Origin of the sequence: Neobacillus sp. PS3-34 (assembly GCF_030915465.1) — a bacterium.
GTDB lineage: Bacteria > Bacillota > Bacilli > Bacillales > Cytobacillaceae > Neobacillus_A.
In genome coordinates, this window is the sequence record NZ_CP133267.1 from 1,573,354 (window position 1) to 1,598,147 (window position 24,794).

Annotated in this window: 16 protein-coding genes and 4 pseudogenes; 3 read left to right on the forward strand and 17 right to left on the reverse strand. The window is 40.6% G+C overall.

Annotated elements, in window-relative coordinates; all coding sequences use genetic code 11:
* Nucleotides 1-14: 14 nt before the first annotated feature.
* The 5 genes and pseudogenes from RCG23_RS08125 to RCG23_RS08145 form a co-directional block, all read right to left on the reverse strand.
* A pseudogene (locus RCG23_RS08125) lies at nt 15-981 on the reverse strand (ABC transporter ATP-binding protein).
* Nucleotides 962-1,975 (reverse strand): ABC transporter ATP-binding protein, encoded by a 1,014-nt coding sequence (locus RCG23_RS08130; RefSeq protein WP_308179293.1) that lies wholly within the window; start codon nt 1,973-1,975, stop codon nt 962-964. The pseudogene RCG23_RS08125 and the gene RCG23_RS08130 overlap by 20 nt, the downstream one beginning before the upstream one ends.
* A gap of 332 nt (nt 1,976-2,307) precedes the next feature.
* Nucleotides 2,308-2,868: a hypothetical protein gene (locus tag RCG23_RS08135; protein WP_308179294.1), complete on the reverse strand. Its 561-nt coding sequence runs from the start codon at nt 2,866-2,868 to the stop codon at nt 2,308-2,310.
* A gap of 42 nt (nt 2,869-2,910) precedes the next feature.
* On the reverse strand, nt 2,911-3,291 hold the full coding sequence (locus RCG23_RS08140; RefSeq protein ID WP_308179295.1) for a DUF6114 domain-containing protein: 381 nt from the start codon (nt 3,289-3,291) through the stop codon (nt 2,911-2,913).
* A 99-nt stretch (nt 3,292-3,390) separates the two neighbouring features.
* On the reverse strand, nt 3,391-3,981 hold the full coding sequence (locus RCG23_RS08145) for a DUF6230 family protein (protein WP_308179296.1): 591 nt from the start codon (nt 3,979-3,981) through the stop codon (nt 3,391-3,393).
* 268 nt (nt 3,982-4,249) lie between these two features.
* On the opposite strand from RCG23_RS08145, the gene RCG23_RS08150 reads away from it, so the two are divergent.
* Together RCG23_RS08150 and RCG23_RS08155 are read left to right on the forward strand one after the other, a co-directional pair.
* On the forward strand, nt 4,250-5,476 hold the full coding sequence (locus tag RCG23_RS08150) for a LuxR C-terminal-related transcriptional regulator (RefSeq protein ID WP_308179297.1): 1,227 nt from the start codon (nt 4,250-4,252) through the stop codon (nt 5,474-5,476).
* A 248-nt stretch (nt 5,477-5,724) separates the two neighbouring features.
* Nucleotides 5,725-8,172 (forward strand): SH3 domain-containing protein, encoded by a 2,448-nt coding sequence (locus tag RCG23_RS08155; protein ID WP_308179298.1) that lies wholly within the window; start codon nt 5,725-5,727, stop codon nt 8,170-8,172.
* 320 nt (nt 8,173-8,492) lie between these two features.
* Here RCG23_RS08155 and RCG23_RS08160 read toward each other — a convergent pair whose 3' ends face one another.
* Nucleotides 8,493-9,098, reverse strand: coding sequence for a methyltransferase (locus RCG23_RS08160; protein ID WP_308179299.1), 606 nt, complete (start codon nt 9,096-9,098; stop codon nt 8,493-8,495).
* A 304-nt stretch (nt 9,099-9,402) separates the two neighbouring features.
* On the opposite strand from RCG23_RS08160, the pseudogene RCG23_RS08165 reads away from it, so the two are divergent.
* Nucleotides 9,403-10,892, forward strand: a pseudogene (locus RCG23_RS08165) (peptide MFS transporter).
* A gap of 188 nt (nt 10,893-11,080) precedes the next feature.
* Here RCG23_RS08165 and RCG23_RS08170 read toward each other — a convergent pair.
* The 11 genes and pseudogenes from RCG23_RS08170 to pdaA form a co-directional block, all read right to left on the reverse strand.
* A complete protein-coding gene (locus RCG23_RS08170; protein ID WP_308179300.1) occupies nt 11,081-11,710 on the reverse strand; it encodes an AmiS/UreI family transporter in 630 nt (209 codons plus the stop codon).
* A 442-nt stretch (nt 11,711-12,152) separates the two neighbouring features.
* Complete coding sequence (gene xylF, locus RCG23_RS08175) at nt 12,153-13,250, reverse strand: D-xylose ABC transporter substrate-binding protein (protein ID WP_308179301.1); 1,098 nt, start codon at nt 13,248-13,250, stop codon at nt 12,153-12,155.
* A gap of 26 nt (nt 13,251-13,276) precedes the next feature.
* Nucleotides 13,277-14,826: pseudogene (locus tag RCG23_RS08180) on the reverse strand (response regulator).
* A complete protein-coding gene (locus RCG23_RS08185) occupies nt 14,801-16,267 on the reverse strand; it encodes a sensor histidine kinase (RefSeq protein WP_308180002.1) in 1,467 nt (488 codons plus the stop codon). Before RCG23_RS08185 ends, RCG23_RS08180 begins: the two are co-directional and overlap by 26 nt.
* Nucleotides 16,264-17,240: pseudogene (locus RCG23_RS08190) on the reverse strand (sugar ABC transporter substrate-binding protein). The gene RCG23_RS08185 and the pseudogene RCG23_RS08190 overlap by 4 nt, the downstream one beginning before the upstream one ends.
* 231 nt (nt 17,241-17,471) lie before the next feature.
* Entirely contained in the window at nt 17,472-18,647 is a 1,176-nt protein-coding gene (locus RCG23_RS08195; RefSeq protein ID WP_308179302.1) for a sugar ABC transporter permease, read from the reverse strand.
* Nucleotides 18,648-18,659: 12 nt separating this feature from the next.
* Nucleotides 18,660-20,180, reverse strand: coding sequence for an ATP-binding cassette domain-containing protein (locus tag RCG23_RS08200; RefSeq protein WP_308180003.1), 1,521 nt, complete (start codon nt 20,178-20,180; stop codon nt 18,660-18,662).
* Nucleotides 20,181-20,273: 93 nt separating this feature from the next.
* Nucleotides 20,274-21,383 carry a sugar ABC transporter substrate-binding protein gene (locus RCG23_RS08205; protein WP_308179303.1) on the reverse strand — a complete coding sequence of 370 codons (1,110 nt, stop codon included), beginning with the start codon at nt 21,381-21,383 and terminating at the stop codon, nt 20,274-20,276.
* 199 nt (nt 21,384-21,582) lie between these two features.
* The gene (gene rlmD, locus RCG23_RS08210; RefSeq protein ID WP_308179304.1) at nt 21,583-22,965 is read right to left on the reverse strand and encodes a 23S rRNA (uracil(1939)-C(5))-methyltransferase RlmD; all 1,383 of its coding nucleotides are present in this window, start codon (nt 22,963-22,965) and stop codon (nt 21,583-21,585) included.
* Nucleotides 22,966-22,981: 16 nt separating this feature from the next.
* On the reverse strand, nt 22,982-23,848 hold the full coding sequence (locus RCG23_RS08215) for a DNA-3-methyladenine glycosylase family protein (protein WP_308179305.1): 867 nt from the start codon (nt 23,846-23,848) through the stop codon (nt 22,982-22,984).
* Between the two features lie 121 nt (nt 23,849-23,969).
* A complete protein-coding gene (gene pdaA, locus RCG23_RS08220; RefSeq protein WP_308179306.1) occupies nt 23,970-24,731 on the reverse strand; it encodes a delta-lactam-biosynthetic de-N-acetylase in 762 nt (253 codons plus the stop codon).
* Nucleotides 24,732-24,794: the final 63 nt, after the last annotated feature.

A 24,794-nucleotide genomic window follows, 5' to 3' on the forward strand; every position in this document is an offset into this window, starting at 1 on the left:
ATAAACGCAGCACTCTACTCGTTATACAAGTGACATGCCACATAATGACCATTCAAATTACGTTCCACTGGCCTGGTTGTCTTACAGATATCCATACATTGGGAACATCTTGTATGGAATGCGCACCCGGTTGGAGGGTTTGCCGGACTCGGCAGCTCCCCCTGGATTAAGATGGTTTCCCTCTTAATATCGGGATCGGGGATTGGTACTGCGGAAAGGAGTGCCTGGGTATAAGGATGCATTGGATTTTCATACAATTCCTCACTCTCCGCCAGCTCGATTAATCTGCCTAAGTACATAACCCCAACCCGGTCGCTAATATGGCGAACCACTCCCAAGTCATGCGCGATAAATATGTAGGTGAGTCCAAATTCCTTTTGGATATCCTTCATCAGGTTGAGGACCTGGCCTGGATGGAAACATCAAGCGCGGATACCGGCTCGTCTGCGATAATCAGTTTCGGTTTGGTCATTAATGCTTTCGCTATTCCAATCCGCTGTCGTTGTCCTCCACTGAACTGGTGAGGATATCTTCTGGCATGGTAACTGCTTAAGCCAACAACCTCGAGCATCTCCCTTACCCTTTTTCTTCGCTCCTCTTTCGTCCCGATTCCATGGACAATGAGAGGCTCTTCTAGAATTTGTTCTACCGAATGCCTTGGATTTAACGAGGCATAAGGATCCTGGAACACCATTTGAATGTCCCGGCGAATTTTTCTAAGCTCCGTATTTGACATTCTTGTAATCTCTTTATCTTCAAAAATGACTCTTCCATCACTGGCTTCTATTAGCCTCATAAGAAGGCGCCTGTTGTAGACTTGCCGCAGCCGCTCTCTCCTACGATTCCAAGGGTTTCTCCTTTATTGACAAAGAATGAAACATCATCTACTGCTTTGACTTCTCCCTTTTTACTGCCAAAAAGACCACCTGTGATAGGAAAATACTTTTTAAGCCCTGAGACCTCAAGAAGTAACTCCGACATGCTCGTCACTCCTTTCTTTTACTGTATGTAAGAAACATCTCACTTCATGTCCCTCTATTACTGATTTATATAAATCTGGTGATTCTTCATGGCATCGCCCAAAAACCTCGTTACATCTTGCTGCAAATCGGCAGCCTTTTTGGATTGTTCCCGGTGCTGGTACGCTTCCCGGAATACTGTAAAGGCGGTCCTTTTTACCTCTTAAATCCGGTACTGACTTCAACAGCCCCTTCGTATAGGGATGCTGAGGATTTTTGAGTATGGTACGAACGTCTCCCTGTTCGACTATCTGTCCTGAATACATAACAATAACCCGCTCACAAATTTCCGCGACAACACCTAAATCATGTGTAATCAGGATAATGGAAGTGTCTGTTTTTTTGTTCAAATCCTTCATTAATGCGAGGATTTGCGCCTGGATCGTTACATCAAGAGCTGTTGTGGGCTCGTCCGCAATCAGCACTTTAGGATTGCAGGCCATTGCCATTGCAATCATTACCCTCTGTCGCATCCCCCCTGATAACTGGTGTGGATATTCGCTAAGGATTCCTTCCGCCCTTGGTATTCCAACTAATTTAAGCAGTTCAATACTTCGAACCTTTGCTTCTGCCTTGGATAGTTTCGTATGCAGCCGGATGGCCTCTACAAGCTGGTTCCCAATTGTAAACAGTGGATTCAATGAAGTCATGGGCTCCTGAAAAATCATCGAAATTTGGTTTCCGCGTATTTTCCGCCACTCTTTTTCCGATAAACCAGTCAAGTCCCTGCCTTCAAAAATAATTTCACCGTTCTCAATCTTGCCGGGAGGTGTTGGAATAAGCCCCATTGCCGTCAGTGAGGTAACACTTTTCCCACTGCCTGATTCCCCTACTATCCCGAGGATTTCACCATCTTTCAAATCAAAGCTGATTCCATCAACAGCAGGAATCCATTTTTTTCTCGACTGAAATGATACTTTTAAATCCTTTATTTGAAGAATTGGATTTTCACTCAATTTATACCCACCTGCCTGACTACTCTAATGTAATTTTTTCTGATTTTATTTAATATTACAATAATAAGAATTTAATAACAATTGTGACATCATTTTTTTTTATTTCTTTCGAACCTCGGAATATTAACCCTTTTTACTTACCTTTAATTTTTTAATGTTTAAAATGCTTATTTGTTTTTATCATTTTATTTTTAAAATATAGTTCTACAAGTCCTTTTACTAGTACAATGCGATTTTGTTTTGTACCTCTTGGCATTAAAATACCGAGATTCCTAGATACAAAAAACGCCTCCTTTTTCAAAAGAGACGTTAGGTGACAGAAGCATTACAATTTATGGATTTAGTTTCAGCAGCAAACCTTCCAGCATTTGTTTCTTTTGAATCAGAGTTTCCTCACTGTCCGAGGTCATCCACATTTCTTCCCCCTCGTTGAAACTGATATTAAACTCGGATAGATTTGCACTATCAGATGTTTGGAGATGGGTTAACAGTTTGACGTTTTTGAACCCTATATTGCCAACCTGCGGTTTAAAAGCCTCACTGAACTCAGCATTTGTCACATCGAGCTTTATATGGTTAAAAACCGCCGTATCCTTCGCTGACATTTTTACTGTCACTAAACCTTTAGGAGTGCTGAAAACCTTATTTATTACCAGACCATCTGCCCGGGCATCTTGAAATTCCATTTCCAGCATCTGCTGGCTTTTCTGTTCTGCCGTTTGGCCGGTCACCATCGCAAGGTTTTTCAATGTTCCTTCCATTTGGTCAGCTTCAATAATAAAACCTATGAAGGCAGAATTCGTTGCTAGGCTATCCCTCGTAAAAGTAAATAGGCCTCCAATAATAAAAATGCAAATAATAGCTAATTTAAATGATTTGTTCCAGGTTGCCAAAATATATCACCATTTCTGCAATTACTGATTATATGCTGTTTTTTATTCTGCTGTCATTTCTTTTCCAGAGGCGATTTCAATAGTGACATCATTTTTCGGAATAAATTGATCATTGGATCCCGGAATAGCAAGTTCAGGTTTCCAGGCTATGCACATGGCACCGCCCACTATGCCAAGGATTGTACCAATCAGGAATCCCCCTAATGCCCCCATGATAGATAATACAGCGGCAAAGATAGCTAATATACCTAAGAGAGTGGAGAGCTTTGGCATCAAAAAGGACAATACCCCCATTAACAGTACTAATCCACCTAAAAAGAAACCAACAAACAAAATACTCCCTGGTGCAACAGCCACTTCATATAGCTTGAGCGGTACCCATAAAATAATCAGGCCGAAAGGAGAGTAAGCGTCGCCCCCCAAAAGGCTGCCTCGCTCTCCAATCCTTAAATCTTTGGCGTTTTGAATAAGTAGTCCCCATATTTATCATCCTTACTCAATTTTCTATGATGAAAAATTTTTTTAGTTTAATTTCTCAAAGTATACCTTCATACCTGGCAGAGAAACTGTTCTTTGGAAAAGATAAAGTGTTTTCAAATCCCCATTTTCGATTGTGATTGTATTTGCACCCTGAGTGAATTCTTGAGCTACTGCCTGCATTGGATCAGCAATATCACCAACGTAATTTTCAGACATAGTAAGGTTATTGAAGGTTGCACTGCCATTGATCAATGTAGCCTTTTGAATAAGTCCATCGATTTGAACTGGCTGGTCTGAAGTGATTACGACTCTGATACCCAGTGCAGGAATATCCTTGGAAATCTCTAAACCAGTAATCGTTGCATGATCCATTTCGTTTACAGCGACTGGAAGGTTCTTCACTTTTGCTCCGTTCGCCATTCCTCCATAAAGTTTAAAATTAGTTCCCACCAATTTATTAAATTTTACAGTAAACTCCCCAAACCCGCTTATCGGCGCTGCATAAGCTACTCCATTGATTCCATAAACAGTGAGAAGTGATCCCAATAACAAAAAGCCTCCAACAAGAGCCATAATTAATTTTTTCTTGATTGTTTGTCCCCCAACAATCACTGCTTCTGTTGCTAAATTCATTCTTTTTCCCCCTTTATTTTTTTGAAATGACGAAAGAGTTTAGGATGTAATCGCTTTCGTTATTTTGTCACAATTTTATGTTAATTCATCGAATAAGTTAATACCTACATTTGTAGGAACTTTATCCTACTAATTTATCATAGGGACAATCATTTGCAGAAAAAGCTTGAAAAACCAAAAAAAATGCAGGATTTTATCCAACCCTAAAAGAATTATATACAGGTAAATAGAATCAGGTTATTTGCAAATTCTTGAAAGAGGGATTACTTTGTCTCAATCCTTAAATAACCATTTGAATAGTCTCTTAAATGATGCCGTGAATTTGTTAAGTGTTTATAAGGAAGACCTGTTAAATGAATGGGACCTAATCAATGATTCTCTTATAAAAACGAATAAAAAGTCTATTCCAGTTTTTCAATTTATTAGTGAATATCTTTTATCCATTTTGCAATCTTCCAGTCAGGACCTCACTCATGTCAATAAGCTGTTAGAGAATTTACAGTATGAATGGAATTTCAGGTTTGGTACTTCCCCCCAGCCGGAAGCATTACTATTCCATTTGAATTTATTAGAAAATTCAGCCCACAAAATCCTTAAATCGCGTATTGCCTTTTCATCTAAATTACATCCTTCTATACATTATTTTTTTTCAAAAATAAGTGAAGCCATGCTTTATCCCTTAGACAAAAGGGATTCAAATATGGAAGATATATGGAATATGAAATTAAAAGCACCTTCTTTATTCATTCAATGGAAGGATGCGGTTATATTATTTGCCGAATGGGTCCTGCGTTCGCAAAATTTTAAAGAATCCATTGAAAATATTTGCTTCGGTTTTGGCTATTTTTTACCTTTTGAACGTTGTGCACTGTTTAAATTTTCGAATACAGACAGTGTTGTGATTGGACTTCATGGACATCACTTAATAAACGAAGAAATAAAGGCCATCTCGGAACAAATAACAAATATACCCATCCTAAATAACAGCATGGTTAAATTAAAATCTCAGGGACATGAAATGAAAAATTTTCAGCCCATATACATTCCTGATGCCCAAACCGACTTTCCGGAAAAATACATTAAAACATTTAGCCTGGGCTCGTTAATAATTGTGCCTATTTATGTACCTTCAGAAGGTAAAATAATTGGAGGGGCAGTTCTTGATCAGGGACCTGGGATACATTTCCCGTTGGATAGAAGCCTGCTTCCTGCCTTAATGAAATTCGGACAGAGCTCTGGAGAGTTATTATCCAAATTCATTGAAGCTGATCTAAATTCACAAGAATTAAAAGTAAATACCATTTCCCTGACACAAAGAGAAATAGAAATAATCAAGCTTCTTGCAGATGGGGCCTCCACCTCTGAGGCAGCAGTAAAACTCTATTTAAGTGAATTCACCGTTAGAGATTATATTTCAAGTATTATGAAACGGCTGAATGCACGAAATCGCACGGAAGTAGCCGTTAAAGCGATTCGTATGGGAATAATTGAGTAAGCTTTTTTCCGGCAAAGGCCGATCAAATTAATAGAACCGAACAGGATGGCTATGCAAAAAGGCCATCCTGCTTTTTTGTCCCCATTATTTCTTCATTAAATCTTTGGAATCTTCCATCTCCAAGAATCCGTTAAATCTGCTTTTCTTTTCCTCATCTTTCTAGTATTTTATGGTATAGTTTGTAATTAATAGGTTGATTTAGTCAAGGATTTGCAAATGATATTACATAGACTGGGAACGGTGTTTATATGAAGAATTTTGGCAAAGCGATTCTATTATCGACAAGTATTTTAGCAGGGGCATCAGCCATTCCAGGCAATGTATTTGGTGTAGGGGCAGCCGAGGCCAGTTCGATAATAAAAACAAGTAAAATAACCTTTCAAACCACGGCCAATTTAGTATTGCGGTCTGGTGCCGGAACAACATATAGATCTTTTTTAAATATTCCTAAAGGAAAAACAGTGACCTCAACGGAAAGAATCGGCATCTGGTACAAAGTGGCTTACACATATAAAGTTAATCGAAAAAATATTACTAAAATAGGCTGGGTAAGCTCAGCTTTCCTCAAGGAATTTAACCAATATTCCGCGACGGCCATGAAGTACTATTTTATAAAAAGTCCTGCCAAGCTTTATTCCACACCTGACACCAAAAGAAAAGAAGTTTATAAAATTGGCGGGAATAACGGTTTTGCTTCTACACAAAAAGTAATCAATAGCCTTGGTCAGACCTGGTATCGCATTTCATATAACGGTAAACTTTTATATGTGAACAGCAATAATGTAACTGAAAAACCTCTCTCTTCTTTTTCGGAAACCAGATTTAAGGCGAAGGTTGACACTTACTTGTTCGCGTCCTATGGAAACGCTAATAAGAAGCTTGTTAAAATCCCTCAAGGAAGCATTGTTTCTTCCTTTAAAAAAATCGGGGAATGGTACAGTGTTACCATTAATAAAGTTTCGGGGTATATTTACGCGGGTGATTTATTAAAAAATAACGAAGTAACCTATCAAACTATGAAAACAAATGAAACTTTTTATTTTACGAATAAATCGGCAAAGCTCTATTCAACTCCTGATTCGAGCAAAAAGGAAATATACACGATTGGAAGAAACAATGGATTTGCATCTACACAAAAAGCTTTGAATAGTCTAGGGGAAACATGGTATCAAATATCATTTAACGATCAGGTATTATTTGTAAAAAACAGTGATGTAAGTGAAAATACTTTTTCAGCACTTCCGCAATCCACCTTCAAAGCCACTATCGATACTTATGTGTATCATTCATATGGGGATGGGCACCAGAAGCTGACTGTCATTCCTAAGGATACTCTAGTCATTTCTGATAGTCGGATTGGAGATTGGTATACCATTACTTTCAATGGTGTTTCCGGATATTTCTATATAGGTGATTTTTCCAAACTGAATGATGTACCAGAAGAAAAAATCCAAGATACAACGTTTGTCACTACTACTGCAATCAATTTGAATCAAACACCTGATGAATTTTCAACCGTACTCGAAACCATTCCAAGTGCAAAAATCATCATGGCGAGCTACAAAACATCCAATGGATGGTATAAAGTCACATCTGCCGGCAAATCAGGCTATGTGCCTGGCACATCTATTAAACAGGTGAAAACCGGCGATCCCCTTACAGGCAGGGATAGCTATCAATTTATAGATTTACGAACACAATCGCCTGTTACAGCAAATCAAATCAATGACTATATATCTGCCTATGTGAATGCGAAGGGAAAAGCAAGTGTATTGACTGGAAAAGGACAAGCCTTCATTGATGCAGGAAGGAAGTATGGTGTTAATTCCCTTTACTTGGCTGCACATGCTATCCATGAGAGCGCCTTCGGAACATCCCAAATTGCATTAGGCAAAAATAATCTTTTTGGATTTGGAGCAGTGGATCAGAGCCCGTATATCGGTGCTTACCGGTTTGCGAGTGTCGACCTTTGCATTGACTATATTGCTCGTGAAATAAAAACTACCTACCTCAACCCTAGTTACATATATCATAAAGGGCCCTATCTTGGTTTCAGTACGAAGGATATGAATAATATCCGGATAGGAGCCAATAGTGAGGGAATGAATTTTTATTACGCAAGCGACCCTAACTGGGGAAAAGCAATAGCAGGGCATATGGAAAAAATATTGTCTTACGATAAAACATATTATAGCCAGGCCGCAATAGATACGAATACTCCATCGCGGCCTATCATTCCTGAAGGCAGTGATATATTTCCATCAAATATCCTTTCCATAGCAAATAAAGACCTAATTCTAAATACCAGTAAGGGAATCCATGATGCTGTTAAAACAATTAATAAGGGATCAAACTTCCTCCTACTCGAAAAAACAAACGATAAATGGGTTAAAGTAATGGTGGATAACACCATATATTGGACAGATGATATTAAATTTTATGATTACCGAACTTACTTTTCTGTTCAAAATTTAGGGCGGACTATTGATACGCTAAACGTCCGTTCAACACCAACTACCGCTATTAATGAGAATATAAAGTCTAAATTAAATATGAATGATTATGTATCGATCATGTTAAATAATGACGGAACACCTGTCATGGACAGTACTGGCTCCTGGTACAATATCCTGCTGGCCGATGGAACCACTGGCTGGGTATCTGCCTCTTATATCAGCAGAGAACTTAAAAAATGAACACATAAAAACAAAAGGCGCAAGTGCCCTGGTTAGCCCCGACATGCATAAGACGAATCACGCAGGAAATCCTGATTTCTGAAGTGATTTGGCTTATGACCCCGAGGGGCTGGGCGCTGGAGCTAGATTAATAAAACTTGGTAGAAGGTATCCACATTATTTAATTTTATTATTTCCTAAAAAAAGACAAAAGTCGGCTCCGTAATTAGCTCGGGCTGCCTTTTTTCTTTATAAAAAATCAATCAAACGTTTGATTAATTTTTTATAAATTTGTAAACATGGCTACTTAAGCCTATAAGAGCCTGGTAAAATGGCTCACTTCATGCCAATCGATAGATACTAAATCTTTCAAAAGAATTATGTTCATATAAGCCTGGCAGCATAATCTCCTGTTTTAATTCAATTGAGGTTTGGTTTTCTAAAAAAAATATATAATCCTCTGATGGATAATATAAAACCAGCTCTACGTCCCGCACTGATTTTTCAACTGATATCAAAATATTGTTTATGATATTCATAAAAATTTGGATGGAAAAGGGATTGAAAAAGTAGAATCGATTATCTGAAACATCAATAGGGTACTCTTGTGCAAGACAACAATGAAAATGGATGTTGTGATGACCTTTTCTATATTTATTCAAATAACTAGTTCTATTTTTAAGTGCCTCCTGATAGAAAGCTTCGTTCATTTCTACACCTATAGAAGTAGTATTATATAAATAGTTAATATAGAAGTTTAACCGCCCTTTTCCGCATCCAAAATCAACAATACGATCACTGCTTTTCAATTCATATTGTGCAAACAATTGTTCCAGTGCACTATATGGAGTGGGCTCATAACGGTGATAATGTAATGTTTTGTTGAACCCCTTCTGGTCTCCCCGTGTTTTTATATTCAGCATTTCATCATAAAACTGTTCTTTCATGGTTTTTCTCCTATTATTACGATTTTTAGTACTTTCCATTTCAACTGGTAACTTACAATTTTTTTATATGTCAACATTCGAAAATAACGAAAATTTTACTTGTTTCGAATCTTACATTAGCAAAAAAGTAAGCTTTTTCATAATAAATATATTATTCTGAAAAAACTTACTTTTTTAAAGTAAAGTCACGAAAACATAGTGTTATCAAGGAATGTAAACATTTACAACTTATTTACCAAAAATAGTTTTTGACATATTCCGACTTTAATAAGTATTATAATATAGTAAAAAAGGAGGTTATTTCATGTCAAATCTTAATAGACAGAAAATTGTGGATAGTGTGCCTCAAAAAGGATTTTTGGCCATCCAAAAGGACTTATCACACTGTTTTTCACGGAATTTTGGGAGCGCTTTTCCTATTATGGAATGAGAGCTATTCTCGTATACTATATGTACTATAGTTTATCCAAGGGCGGCCTTGGAATGGACCAAAACCTCGCGCTTTCCATCATGTCCATTTATGGATCATTGGTTTACATGTCCGGAGTAATTGGCGGCTGGCTGGCTGACCGGATTTTCGGAACATCAAAGGCAGTATTTTATGGTGGAGTTTTAATCATGCTCGGACATATTGCTCTGGCTATTCCAGGCAGTATAGCTATGTTTTTTGTTTCCATGGTCCTAATTGTCCTTGGGACAGGCTTATTAAAGCCTAACGTTTCAACAGTCGTGGGTGAATTGTACAGCGAGCAGGACGAGCGCCGTGATGCAGGTTTCACTATCTTTTACATGAGTATTAATCTTGGAGCATTTTTATCTCCGCTCATCATTGGCTCAGTAATGGATTACAGTTTCCATTTAGGGTTTGGTATTGCTGCTGTAGGTATGTTCCTCGGACTTTTAGTTTTTGTATTAACAAAGAAAAAGAATTTAGGCCTTGCCGGCACAATGGTTTACAATCAATTGTCAGCAGTTGAAAAGAAGAAGCCATTCACCTTTATTGGATTAGGCATTGCCATTATAGCTATCATTTGTGCTATTTTAATTCCAAAAGGACTTTTAACTTTTGAAAGCTTTATCAATATTGTGACTATTTTGGGTATTTTAATTCCAACAACGTATTTTATCGTTATGTACCGAAGCCCTAAAACAACAGATGTTGAGCGTTCGCGCATAATTGCATATATTCCTTTATTTCTTGCAGCTGTTATGTTCTGGGCAATCCAGGAACAGGGATCAACAATCCTTGCAGCCTATGCTGACAAACGTACACAATTAAACTTTGCAGGCATCCACATTCAACCTGCTTGGTTCCAGTCGTTAAATCCTTTATTTATTATTACATTTGCACCAATATTCGCATGGATTTGGGTAAAATTAGGAAAACGCCAACCTACGGTTCCACAAAAGTTTTCTTTATCATTACTATTCTCAGGTTTATCTTTCATTGTGATTCTTTTGCCAGGTTATCTCGGGGGATCCCATTCACTAGTAAACCCATTATGGCTAGTTCTTAGTTATTTAGTTTGTGTGTTTGGTGAGTTGCTTCTTTCTCCTGTTGGTTTATCAGCAACTACAAAGTTAGCTCCAAAGGCATTCTCGTCACAAACAATGAGCTTATGGTTTTTGGCTAGTGCTGCTGCACAGGCACTCAATGCACAAATGGTAAAGTTTTATACTCCAGAAACTGAAACTACCTATTTTGGTGTAATTGGCGGAGTATCAATTGTATTAGGAATTATCCTATTAATGCTATCACCTAAAATTCAGGAACTAATGAAAGGCATTCGTTAATCATATTAACATGTGCCTGCCCCTGGTGTTATCACTTTATATAGTGATAACACCAGGGGTTTTTATTTTATCCGCCTTCTCTTTTGCTATTGAATATTAGAAAGACTTAGCCAAGTAAAGTCTGATAAGCCAAAAAGGCAACTCCCTTGGGAAAGCTGCCTTTAAGTGAAGTATATGAGGAGTTTTGGTTAAATTGCTTTAAGCTTTTTAACACTATTCTCGTTTTTAAATGAAAATTTCAATTTAAAAAGTCCAACAACAAAACACAAAATAGATAGTATTAAAACGTAGAACCAGATTTGATAAAGAGATGGCGTATTCCATACACCTAAAAAATAGAGCAATGCTGGTATTGTAAGGGTAACCCATGATTGTATAAATGCAACAAAACCAATATAATAGTCAATTTTCTTTTTAAGGGTATTAGCCAAAAAGAATAGGAACCATAAAAATGCCCACATTCCCCATGTCAGTGCATTGACTGCATCATGAAAGTGAAAAATGGATGTAAACGTATAAACAATGGCAACAATAGAGACCCATAAACAAAACCAGCCAAGGCCATTTCCCTCAAGGCCTTTCAATAAGGTTACCCCAACGTATAAATACGTTAATCCAAATAAAAATATGGCTGCATTATTATATAGATCCCAATTGTCTTGATTAGAATTGACAATTAAATAAAACGGGATGACCATCTGAAGTGTTCCAACGAAAATATTAAAGATGCCAACACTCTTTGCGTCTGCCTTTCCTAATAGCATAAGACTATTTAAAAATAAGACTGCACCTGAAAGAAATAACCCAACGAAACTCATATCCTTTTGTTGTGAAAATACTTTTACACAACCTTCCCCTCCTTCAATTTAAGCAATAGCAGATTTTCAATTCTATTAAAATTAGAAATTGCATTTTTAGTTTTTATTAAGCAGCACTCACATTAACAACAGTTAAATAGAAATAATTTCACTTTATGGGTAAACGCTTTCATTTTTTTCAATTTAACTATAACAGTTATCCTGAACAAATGTTAAATCAAATTTGAACAAATGTAAAATTATTTTTTCCATTTTCCCCAATATCGTCCTATGCAACCTACTTATTAACAAATGAAGACTTATTTTACAATAGACGACATCTTAAAAAGCCAAGCTGGATACCTTCAGCTTGGCTTTTCTGTGTAAGCGACTTGTTCTGTTTAGGTGCATGAAACGCCAAGAATTTGAATCCCTGACGGTCTGATTGATGTGGAAGTTTATTTTAGTGCGTCTTATAAACATCTTGCCTGGAATGGAAGCCATCCGCGATGATTGTCTCGTCGATATTGAACTTATCGACCGCTATCGGAGAGAGTAAAACGGACGGCACTTCGATCTTCCCGTTGTTCACTTTCCTGTCCGCATCTAAGTTTTCGCCTTTTGCCAGCTTAACCGCAAGCTCAGCTGCTTTTTTTGTTAACGTGCTGATCGGCTTATAAACGGTCATCGTCTGAGTACCTTCGACGATCCGCTGCGCGGCCGCAAGCTCAGCGTCTTGACCAGCGACTGGGATTTTGCCTGCGAGTCCCTGCTCCTCGAGTGCCTGGATAACGCCGCCAGCTGTTGCGTCATTGGCGGCGATGACTGCATCGATTCGATTATCATTGGCTTTCAGAGCGGCTTTCATGTTCACCAATGCATTTGCAGGGGTCCAGTCCTTTGTCCATTGATCAAATACTACCTTAATGTCACCCTTGTCTATTAACGGCTGAAGCACGTTGAAGACGCCCTTTTTGAATAAATGGGCATTATTGTCCGTAACGGCTCCTCCAATGTATACATATTTCCCTTTAGGAACCAATTTTGTGATCGCTTTTGCTTGCAGTTCCCCTACCTGTTCATTGTCGAAGGAAACGTACAAGTCGATATTAGCATTTTTAATCAGTCGATCGTATGCGAGCACCTTAATACAGGCCAAGTGGGCTTTATTGACGATCGTTGCAGTTGCCTCGGCATTGTGAGGAACGACAACGAGGAGATCGACGCCTTGGCTAATCATAGTTTCAGCTTGTGAAATTTGTAAAGCGTCATCGCCATTCGCCGCCATAATCTCCACTTCCGCGCCAACCGCTTCCACCGCCTCTTTAAACAGATCCCTGTCCTTCAGCCAGCGTTCCTCAAGTAAAGTATCCATAGAGAAGCCGATTTTGATCTTTTTCTCCGGTAACGCTTCCTTGCTGCTAGACTTTTGAGATTGTGACAGCTTTGTTGTACTCGCCTGCCCGAGAGTACGTTCTCCATCTTTTTCGCAAGCCGCGACAGCGCAGATCAGTACTAATGTGAGCAGAATTAGCCTAACTTGGATGAAAACACTCCCCATTCTCCACTCTCCTTTTCCGTAAAATCTCACCAGCCGTCAGCTTTTTTGCCCAACAATGTCTTCCGGTACTCCTTCGGCGAAGCGCCACACATTTTTTTGAACACCTTGCTAAAATAGTTCGGTTCGTGATAGCCTACCTCGTATGTAATTTCCTTTATGCTTTTCTCAGGATCACCCATCAGCTTCTTTGCTTTTTCAATGCGGCATTCAGTCAAAAAATCGATATAATTGACTCCGAGCTTCTCCTTGAATATTTTACTAATATAAATAGGGCTTAAGCCCACTTTCTTCCCTAATGCGTCCAGAGAAATATCCTCGTGGGAGTGCTCGATAATATATTGTTTAATCTGATGAATCGTATCTGCCTCCAGCCGATCATAATGCTCCACGTAAGACTGCCTCATTCGGTCAAGCAGATGACCTGTTTCGGTGCGCAGCTGCCGACAATCTTGGGCTTGGAAAGAATAGAGTGGCGTGTCCATTTCAACGCCCATTTCGCTCATCACTCGTGATGAGATCCAGAGCAATTCCAGCACGCGTTGCTGTGTTTGTACCAGATTGGCACCTTCGTTCTCGTAACGTTGAATTATATTCATAATATACATACGGACTTGTTCCCATTGTCCTAGCCGGATTTGATCGAAGAACTGCTTTTCCCGTTGTTTTGTCAGTTGCCCATCGGACACGGCGCCTAAAACAGGTACATCCACATAAAAACGGTATTTAACAGGAAGCGTCGTATCCATAGTAGCGATTAGTGATTCCTGATAAGATTGCCTGATTTGATCCAATGAACCACATATGTTCCCGATACCGACAAACCAGCCAGCTTCTAAGTCGGATTTTGCTATCGAGAGAATCTCCTTAGCAAGAAAAATGGCTTGGGAACGGAACGATTTATCCGGTTCCCGGAAAACGATTATCGGAAGCTGGCGGCAGTACAATGCGCCGACCCATCCGCTTCTCGTTTGCCTAATTTTCTCTTTTATCGCGGAATAGAATTTTTCCGAGCCTTCCGGCAGCATAACGATCATCACAAACTTCTCGTTTGTTGAGCGGATGTCCAACATCTCGACGAGCATGTCTAAGTGCACCTCGTGTACATGATCGAACAGCAGCTGCGTAACGACGTCGGTTTCAACGAGTGTCAGCGCTTTTTGCAGTGAGTCTTGTTGAATTTTGCTTATCGCAACCAACTTCCGCTCATCTTCGCTCTCCTTAAGCACCTTCCCAACCGTCGCAACGATTTCGTTTGCTTTGCTCGGTTTAAGCAAATAATCCTTAACGCCAAGCTTTATCGCTTGGCGCGCGAAATCGAATGTATCAAAAGCCGTGATCATTACGAATTTGATGTCAGGATATTCTGCACTTATTCGTTCGACTGCTTCAAGACCGTTCATTCCCGGCATCTTGATATCCATTAAAATCAAATTTGGTTTGAATACTCCGGCCATCTGTACGGCGACTCTTCCGTTTTTTGCTTGTTCGATAACGAGCTCTGGATACGCCTCTGCAAAATCGCCTGCAGCCCGTCCCGCTCGATTTGTTCGTCATCCACAATCAGGAGCTTTATCATGCTTCTCGGTTCTCCTTATTTTCGGTATTTTCAACACAACCTTCGTGCCGTGCCCCTTACCGCTTTCGATATCTATCACATCTTCATAACCATAGAAAAGACGAAGCCGCTTGACGACGTTACTGAATCCAATCCCAGTCGAATGTCCTTCCGTTTGGATGTTATGCTCCTCCAGAATTTGCTGGATTTTATGTTCCGGTATCCCCAGTCCATCGTCTTCAATCTCAATTGTCACCCTGTCAGCTCCATCTATAATGCGGAACCAAATGACTCCGCCTTCCTCCTTGGGTTCGATCCCATGAATCACAGCATTTTCGACAATCGGCTGCAAGGTTAGACTCGGGAGCTCCACATGCATGCAGGACTCGTCGATTTCCATATGGAATTGGAGGCGTTCGGTAAACCTCGCCATTTGGATATCCATATATTGCTGCAAAACGATAATTTCTTCATAGAGAGTAACAGACCTGTCTATTCGCTTTAAGTTGTACCGCAATAACCCTGCTACGCTCACGAGCAATTCGCTTGTTTCTTCAGATCCTTCCAAATAAGCCTTCTTGGAAAGTGTATTGAGCGTATTAAACAAAAAATGTGGATTGATTTGGCTTTGCAGGCTGCGAAGCTGACTTTCCTGCAGAAGGAGTTTGTTCTGCTGGAGTTCACGCTCGAGTTGTGCCTTCTCCTGAATTTCCGAAATAAGATTATTAATGTTGATACGCATACGATCGAATGTCTTGGCGAGAAAGGAGATTTCGTCATTAGACTTCACCTCAATCTGCAAATCGAACCTGCCTCTCGACAACTCGTTGGCCGCCTGAGTCAGCTTAAGTACCGGTCTCGTAATACTTAACGAGAACCAATACGTGATCACCAACAGAAGGAATGTAATCAGCAGCATCAGCCAGATGCCCAGCTTTTTTATTTCTACGGATTGCTCGATTATACCGCGATAGAAGCGGTCATACGTCTTCAGCTCTGTGTCGAGCAAGGTGAGCGTCATCTCGGAAATATATTTTGAGATGCGCGTTGCTTCCGAGAACTCTTTCGCGGAAGCCTCTGTTTCTTTCTCCGACTGGAACATGATGGACCGGTCAGTTGTTTCAATCAAACTATCAATCAGGTTGATATAGTTGGTCAATGCGAAATCATTCTCTGCGTTCCTTAGAACGAAAACATCGTATTTAGCGTTTCGAATTTTCTCCTTGCTCAGGGCAAACTGCTCAAGGTTAGCTGGAGACGGTTTAATCAAGTAGTTGTTCAGATCCATTATCATCTGCTGGCTCGCGGTCGTCACTTCGTTCAAGCGTATATACCGCTGGAGAATATCATTATATTGATTTTGTGTTTTCTGGTTGTAGTATGTAAGCGTTATCCAAATAGCCGCCATGATGAACAGAACGATCGTGGCGAGCATCCATATTTTCCTTTGAATTCTGTTCATCGCAAGTCCGACGCTTTCAATATCCGAATATCGGTGAGATAACCGTTCATATCGAGAGGAACCGACTTCCCTCTCAGCCATTTCATGATTAGACTTACACTGATTTTCCCCATCATCTCAGGGGATTGTTCAATCATCGCGTCGAGTTTTCCTTGCATAAGTAGCGACAAAGATTCGGGACCATCGTCGAATGAATAGATGTGATAAGGCTCGACCTGAGAGCGCCTGCCAATTTCTTGAATCATTGCCCCCGCGCTATTTGCATTAACGGCTATAAAGGCATCAACATTAGGCCACTGGTTCAACAAATCCTGTGTAATCGCGATTACCTGCTCCCTTGAATCAGCCGTTTCCGCATATATCATACGGACGTTGGGGTATTCCTTCAAAACGTCTTGAATACCTTTCAGCCGCTGCTTCTGAAAATACTCCTGGTGACTGTCGCACATGAGGATGACTTTTCCAGCGGCGCCATGTCGGACAACAGCTGCCTAGCAATCATCTCTCCCGCCAAATACTGATTAGAACCGACGTATGTTCTTCTAAGACTTTCCTCCATCGGCACGTCATTAGCCACGGTGATAATGGGGATGCCGTAGAAAGCGGCTTTCGTTTTCGTCAAGTTATTGAACTCGTCCGTATCAAGGCCCTGTACGATAATGCCGTCCACTTTCGAATGAATAGCGATTTCCATCTTTTTTAAAAATTCCTCTTGGTTGTGTCCGTAACTCCCCCATACCTCAAGGCTCGCTCCCTCCTTCTTCGCTTGCTTAAGCGCGCCTAAGCCGACATTATCCCAGAATGGCGTCTCCAGCTCTTGAGTAATCAGAACAAGGCGATATTTCGCCTGCTTTTGGTCTGACGTCCGAGGCAATTGCCAATCGGAGCGAAACACTTTTTTTGCGGATATGGCCGTAAAATAACAAAGGATGACGCATAAGGAGCAGAGTACGATTATGCCTGTTTTTCTCAAGAGAAGTGTCTCCTTTTCCCAATAATATACTATTCTAATAATATCATTTATTTACAAAAATTGTTCAATACTTTCGGCTGGTCTCACTCATTGTGCCCCGGCTGAGCAGATATTGTAGTATGCAACCGACTCTATAATCTCTTCCGAAAACAAACAGAGGAACTACATTGAGTCCCTCTGTTGTTTAACCTTTGCAATGATCCAGTTCTGAACTCTAAGAGAATAGTAAAACTAACTTCCTTTTTTTCGAGTCATAACGTCAAAGATAACCGCTCCAGCCAATACGCCACCCCGAATCATGTACTGGTAGGAGATTCCGACTCCAAGGAGGTTCATCCCGCTGGATAGGGAAGCCATAACGATCGCTCCGATAATCGCTCCCGTCACTTTACCGACACCGCCTGCAGAGGATACACCCCCGACATAAGCGGCTGCAATGGCATCAAGCTCGAACAATGTTCCTGCAGTTGTTGTAGCCGATTGCAAACGCGAGGTGAACAGGATCCCTGAAAGGGCCGCAAGCATTCCCATTGAACCGAATACAATGTACGTAATTTTTTTAACGTTGATTCCGCTAAGATGCGCGGCTTCCGGATTACTGCCCACAGCATAAATATGTCTGCCAAGCACTGTTTTCGTTGTGAGGAAGTGATAGACGACAACAACCACCAACATAATCACTACCGTCCATGAAAAACCGTTATAGCCAGCTAAAATCCAGGTAATATACGCAATGATTGCTGAAACGAACAGCAATTTCAGTGTGAAAATCCCTTTGGAAACAACTTCAAATTTGTACTTGAGCTTGTTTCTGCGCGTGGATATTTCGCTGTAAATGTATAATAAAATACCCAGTACACCCACAATTAAAGAGAGCAAGTGCAAACCGTTTACTTGGATAATAGAAGGAATAAATCCGTTACCGATCGCATTAAAGTGATCGTCCTTGATAATAATCGTTCCGGTTTTTTCGGTCACCTGCAGCAGCGCTCCCCTAAAGATGAGCATCCCCGCAAGAGAAGCGACAAAAGAAGGAATTCCGATTTGCGCGACTAGCACACCATTAAAAAGACCGATAACAATTCCGAGAACAAGAATAATAGGAATGGTCAAATAAATTGGTAATCCTACTTGGGTGAGAAGAATCGCCGTGATCGCGCCAAGAAATCCGGCTGCAAACCCGACGGATAAGTCGATGTGCCGAATGACGATAACAAGCGTCATGCCGACTGCCAATACAGCAATATAACCAGTAGCATCCAGTAGGTTGCTTATATTGCGGGAAGACATGAAAAGTCCGTCGGTCATAATGGAGAAAGTGAGCATAATTACAAAGAGGGCAATGTACATGCCATAGTCACGAATATTTACTTTGACTAACGACTTCAATTCATTGAAAAAGTTCATAGGTTTAACCTCCTATTGCGTAGCAAGTTGCATAATTTTTTCTTGATCAGCCTCGTCTATTGACAACTCACCTTTGATTTCGCCTTCGGCCATGACATAGACACGATCGCTCATCCCCAGCACTTCACCAAGTTCTGATGAAATCATGATAATGCTCAAGCCTTCGCTAATTAGCTTGTTCATGATCGTATATATTTCAAATTTAGCTCCCACGTCGATACCGCGTGTTGGTTCATCCAAAATCAGCAGCTTTGGACCAACGAACAGCCACTTGCCCAAAGACACTTTCTGTTGGTTGCCGCCACTTAATTTGCCGACGATTTGTTCCAAAGATGGTGCTTTAATGTACAAAGAATTTTTATATTCATTCGCGATTTTGACTTCTTCGTTCTCGTTGATAATTCCATTCGTAGAGATGCCCTGCAGGTTCGCCGCGGAAACATTGCTTTTAATATCTTGAATCAAAAACAGCCCATCGCCCTTCCTATCTTCCGTTACATATGCGATACCCGACTTTATAGCGTCGCTTGTATGTCTGAACGTCCGAGGTAAGCCATCCAAAACTAAATTCCCCTGCAATTTATAAGACTTTGGATTACCGAAGATGCTTAGTGCCAGTTCAGTTCGTCCCGATCCCATCAAGCCAGCTATCCCGACGATTTCTCCCTTTTTGACGTGAAGATTGACATCTTTTACGATTTGTCGGCCTAACTGGAGATCGTATGCAGACCAATTATTTAATTCAAGAACTTTGTCACCGTGCGTTTTGTTCACTCTCTTCGGATATATATCATCAATCTCGCGACCAACCATGTTCTTAATAATGGTGCTTTCACAAATTTCACCCTTGGAGGCATCGAGCGTACAAATGGTTCGTCCATCTCGAAGCACCGTCGCTTTGTCAGCAATGGCAATGACTTCTTTCAGCTTGTGTGAAATCATGATGCAGGTGATACCCTGATCTTTTAGTTCGCACAACAGCTTCAACAAGTTTTCGCTATCATCCTCGTTAAGCGCCGCCGTCGGCTCATCCAGAATGAGCAGTTTAACGTCTTTGCTTAATGCTTTGGCAATTTCGACCAGCTGCTGTTTCCCTACACCTAAATCTTTAACCAGCATTTCAGGATTCACATTCAATTTCACCTTTTGCAGCATTTTCTTGGCCTGAACAATTGTTTGGTTCCAGTCAACGAAGGCACCGCGTTTCACTTCATTGCCCGCGAATATATTTTCATAGACCGTAAGATCCGGAAACAATGCTAGTTCTTGGTATATAATGGCGATGCCCGTCTTCACGCTGTCGTTAATTCTGTTGAACTGCTGCACATTCCCCTCGAACACGATATCTCCCTCGTACGTGCCGTATGGATAAACGCCACTGAGCACTTTCATCAGCGTGGACTTCCCTGCTCCGTTCTCACCGATTAAGCAGTGAATCTCGCCTTTTTTCACTTTGAAATTGACATTGGTGAGCGCTTTGACTCCTGTAAACTCCTTGGAAATTTGATTCATCTCCAAAATATATTCGCTCATCATTCCCCACCCTTTACTAAACATCTGTTACAATTGCGAAATAGTGATAGACGTATCTATCACTATTTCGCACCAACCTATGCTTATTTCATTTTACAGTCCAGTGAAGTCGCTCGCTTTGTAGTAATCTGAATCAATGAGTTCTTTCTGAACATTTTCTTTGTTAACAGTGATAACGTCCGTTTGTTTTGCTTTCACATCGATTTTGCCGTTATTGTAAGAACCAGTCGTTTCAGGCTTTTTGCCGTCTAGGATTGTAACGGCCATACCCATAGCATCTTTAACAAGCGTACGAACATCCTTGAATACGGTCATCGATTGCTTGCTGTCGATGATGTATTGAATAGATGCTTTCTCAGCATCTTGACCTGTTACAACAAAGCTCTTAATCGCGCTGTCAGAAGCGAATACGTCTGCGATCGAACGAGCAGTGCCGTCATTCGGCGCGAGGACTGCTACATCACCTTTCATATCGGCCGCTACAGCTGTCAAATGCGTTTGAGCTTTGTTTTTCGCTTCGTTTGCATCCCAGTTTGTTGTGACTTGACCGATAATCTTACTAAGTTGGTCGCGGGAAAGGTCGGCTGTATCTTTCAGTGCAACGGCTTCGCTTGAGTTAGCGATTTTGAATGTGCCGTCAGCTATCTTAGGCTGAAGCACTTTCCATGCGCCTTGGAAGAACAAGAACGCATTGTTGTCGGAAGCAGCGCCAGCGTATAGATACAATGGCTCGCCGGTACCTTTTGCATTATCGACAAGGTATTGTGCTTGTGCTGCACCAACAGCAAGACTATCGAATGTTACGTAGTAATCAACCGCGTCTGTATTTGTAATAAGACGGTCATAGGAAATAACTGTAATACCTTCTTTTTTGGCCGCTTCTACAGCAGATGCGGCTGCATCGCCATCTTGAGGACAAATAATAAGAACTTTAATACCTTTATTAATCAACGTTTCAACGTTTTCTTTTTCCTTAGCTGAAGAACCTTGGCTGAATAAAATTTCGGTTGTATATTTCGTACCTTTTAGCGCGTCTTTAAATCTTTGTTCGTCCTGAACCCACCTTGGCTCATCTTTGGTAGGCAATACGATACCGACGCTAACTTTGCTGCTACCGCTGGTACTACTGTTACAACCTGCGAAGATAATCGAGAACATCATAACAACTAGCATAAGAGAAACTATTTTCAATTTTTTCTTCATTTTTATCCCCCTTTGTTTTTTGTTTCATATCCTACAAATCAATTATACTTTTAAAAAAGGCTACTGAAAGCGCTATCACTAGCACTCTTTTATCATCTTCTATACTTTTTTATTCTTGTTTGAAATTAGCCAACACCCAACACCGTTATATCAAAAAAAATCTCCCTGATAAGCAGGGAGATTTTTTGAACACATATATTCATTTTTTTAACACTAGTCGTGAACAAGCCTCCACGTGGCTAGTCTGAGGAAACATATCCACTGGCTGAATGTATTCGACCGTATAGCTCTTGCTCAATGTTTGGATGTCCTTTGCAAGGGTGGACGGGTTACAGGATACATAGACCAGGGTTTTTGGCTTTACCTGCAGAATGGTTTGTAAAAGTTGATTATCCAAGCCTGTCCTTGGCGGATCAACAACGATAACATCTGGCTGCCAACCTTTTTTGACCCATTTAGGGAGTACTTCTTCCGCTTTTCCCGGAACATATTTTGTATGGGTGATTCCGTGGCGCTTAGCATTTTTCTTGGCATCATCAATCGATTCCGGAATAATATCCATTCCACGGATTTCCGCTGCCTCTCCGGCGAGCCATAATCCTATGGTTCCTACACCGCAATATGCGTCGACTACTTTTTCAACGCCTGTTAAAGCGGCTGCCTTTTTCACTTCATTATATAGGTTTACCGTTTGAATTGGATTCAATTGAAAAAACGTTCTGGCGGACAATTCGAATTGCAGATCACCCAAGGTTTCCTGGATAAATTCTTTTCCCGATAACAGTTCGGTTTGTTCTCCAAAAATTAGCGATGTTTTTTCGCCGTTAATATTTTGGACAATCGATTTAAGATTTGGCAGGCGTTTTTGGATTTCTTCAATCAATATATCGTGTTTCGGGATTTCTTTTTGAGTGGTGATAAGGACAACCTGAAGCTCGTTCGTCTGCACTCCTACCCTCGCAACAATCGTTCGGACAATTCCCTTCTGCGTTTTTTCATTATATATAGGAATTTTCAAGTCCTCGAGGATCCGTTTCACAACACTCGTTGCTTCATTCGTTTGTGAATGCTGGACTGCACAATGCTCAATATTGATTAATTGATGGGAGTTGAGGCCATATAAGCCAGCTAGGACCTTTCCGTCCCTTTGCCCGACCTGAAAGCTGCTTTTATTGCGATAGCTCCATGGATCTTCCATCCCGATTGTCTCGCGGATATCTAATGTGCTGACCGGAAGCTTCGTATGGCGTTCAAGGGATTGAATGACGATATCACGTTTTTCCCTCAGCTGCCCCTGATAGCTTAAATGCTGCAGCTGGCACCCGCCGCATTGTTCATAAACTGGGCATGGCGGCTTGACCCGATCCTTTGATTGAACACGGATTTTCTTTATTTTTGCTTCGGCAAATTTAGGATTTACCTTTGTTGCTTCGACAACAACCTCTTCTCCTGGCAGCGCGCCAGGTACGAAAACGACCTGTCTTTTAAAATAACCAACGCCCTCACCGTTGATGCCGAGCCTTTTAATGGTTAGAGGAAATGTTTGCTTTGGCTGTATCTTGATGGTTTGCTCTTTATTCATTTAAATTCACTCCAAATTATTCGATGCTTCTCCATAAATATAGGGAAGCGTAGCTTAAATACGGATTCCAGCCTTCCACGTAGGACTCCATCTCTGCCAGAGTTGGCTTTGCCTCAAGCTGGTATAATTTTTTCAAAGCATTCTGCAGCCCAATATCGGCGGTCGGGAATAAATTAGGTCTGCCCAGTCCGAACATCATAAAGTTCTGGACGGTCCATAGGCAGATCCCTTTTAATTTTATCAGCTTGTTAAAAATAACCTCTTCGCTCTCGTTCTTTAAAGCGTCAATATCCAGTTCTCCATTCGCAACTGCTTGGGCGATTCCAATGACATACTCCGCTTTACGCCCGCTGAATTGAAGCTCCCGAAGCTGTTCAACCGTTAATGCCGCGACTGTTTCAGACTGTGGATAAAACCAGACACCGTCTATTTCATAACCAAACGTTTTTACAAACCGTTCGGTTAAGGTATGGGCAAAAGATAAATTCAATTGCTGATGAATGATGCACTTTAACAGGCAGCCGAAAGGATCAAAATCGAGGACAATCGGTGTTCCAAGATGCTGCTGGAAAATTTCATTCAAATCAGTTTGCTGAAAATGGTCATATATATCTTTTAATGGTACATTCCATCGAAATATTTCCGCTGTTCTCTCAATGATGGATATTTTATGTGCATCGTCAGTGCCAGCAAGCTCAAAGCTTGGTTCTTCAACAGATCCAGTCGCCTTAATGATAATGACAAATGGTTTATCGTCAGCTAAAAGCGGCAGCTTCAAACTGCGTTCGGAGCGATCCAGTTGATTTAAGGGATCCATTGACAGCCTATCAAGCACACGGTCAAAATTATAAGGACCTTCAATTTGTATCGTTTCATGCCACACGAAATAATCCATCCTTTAAGTAAGCATTTTCCGTATTATAGCATGTTTATACTGAGAATAACTAAAATTATAACGGGAAAAACCGAACTCCACAGGAAATTCGGTTTTTCAAGTTTCATCCTTATTTTTTGGGAAAATCATCAAGGCTTTTAAATTTATAGCCTCTCTTTTTTAAATCCTTAATTACTTTTTCAAGAGCATCAGCATTATCCTTAGAAACGGAATGCAGGAGGATGATAGCTCCTGGATGGACCTGCCTCATAATATTGTCGTAAGAATATTGCCAGCCCTTCTGCTGATTCACATTCCAATCTACAAATGCAAGCGACCACATGACATGGGTATACCCTTGTTCTTTTGCAATTTTTAACGTCCTCTCACTTAGAACTCCTCGTGGTGGACGAATATAAAGCATTTCTTTTTTTCCTGTCAATTCTTCCGTTTTTGTACGAATCTTCTCCAATTCCTGTTTCATTCTTTCATCGCTTACGGCTGTCAGGTCTGGGTGGTGCCATGAATGATTGCCTAAAACATGTCCTTCTTTAGCCATCCGTTTCACCTGGTCAGAAGCAGAAAGTAAATAGTCGCCCGTCACAAAGAATGCTGCCGGTACTTTTTCCTTTTTCAGAACATCAAGAACCTTGTTTGTATAGCCATTTTCATAGCCATTATCGAAGGTCAAATATAGGATTTTTTTATCAGGCGGCCCTTTATAAAAAGCTCCATATTTTTCAAGGAGCTGGTCAAGCTGCGCTCCTGCCTCTGCCGGCTGTTCATTTGCCGCCTTTTTAAAACCCCAATGAATGGGCTGGTTCGTTACCTGGCCATAAGCAGCCGTCGGAATAACCAGCATAATGGCAATTGTCATGAAAAGCTTTTTCATCAATGATTTCCCCCGTTAGATGTTTTTATTAGTGTTTGATAAAAACGGCGGAAAAATAATTGG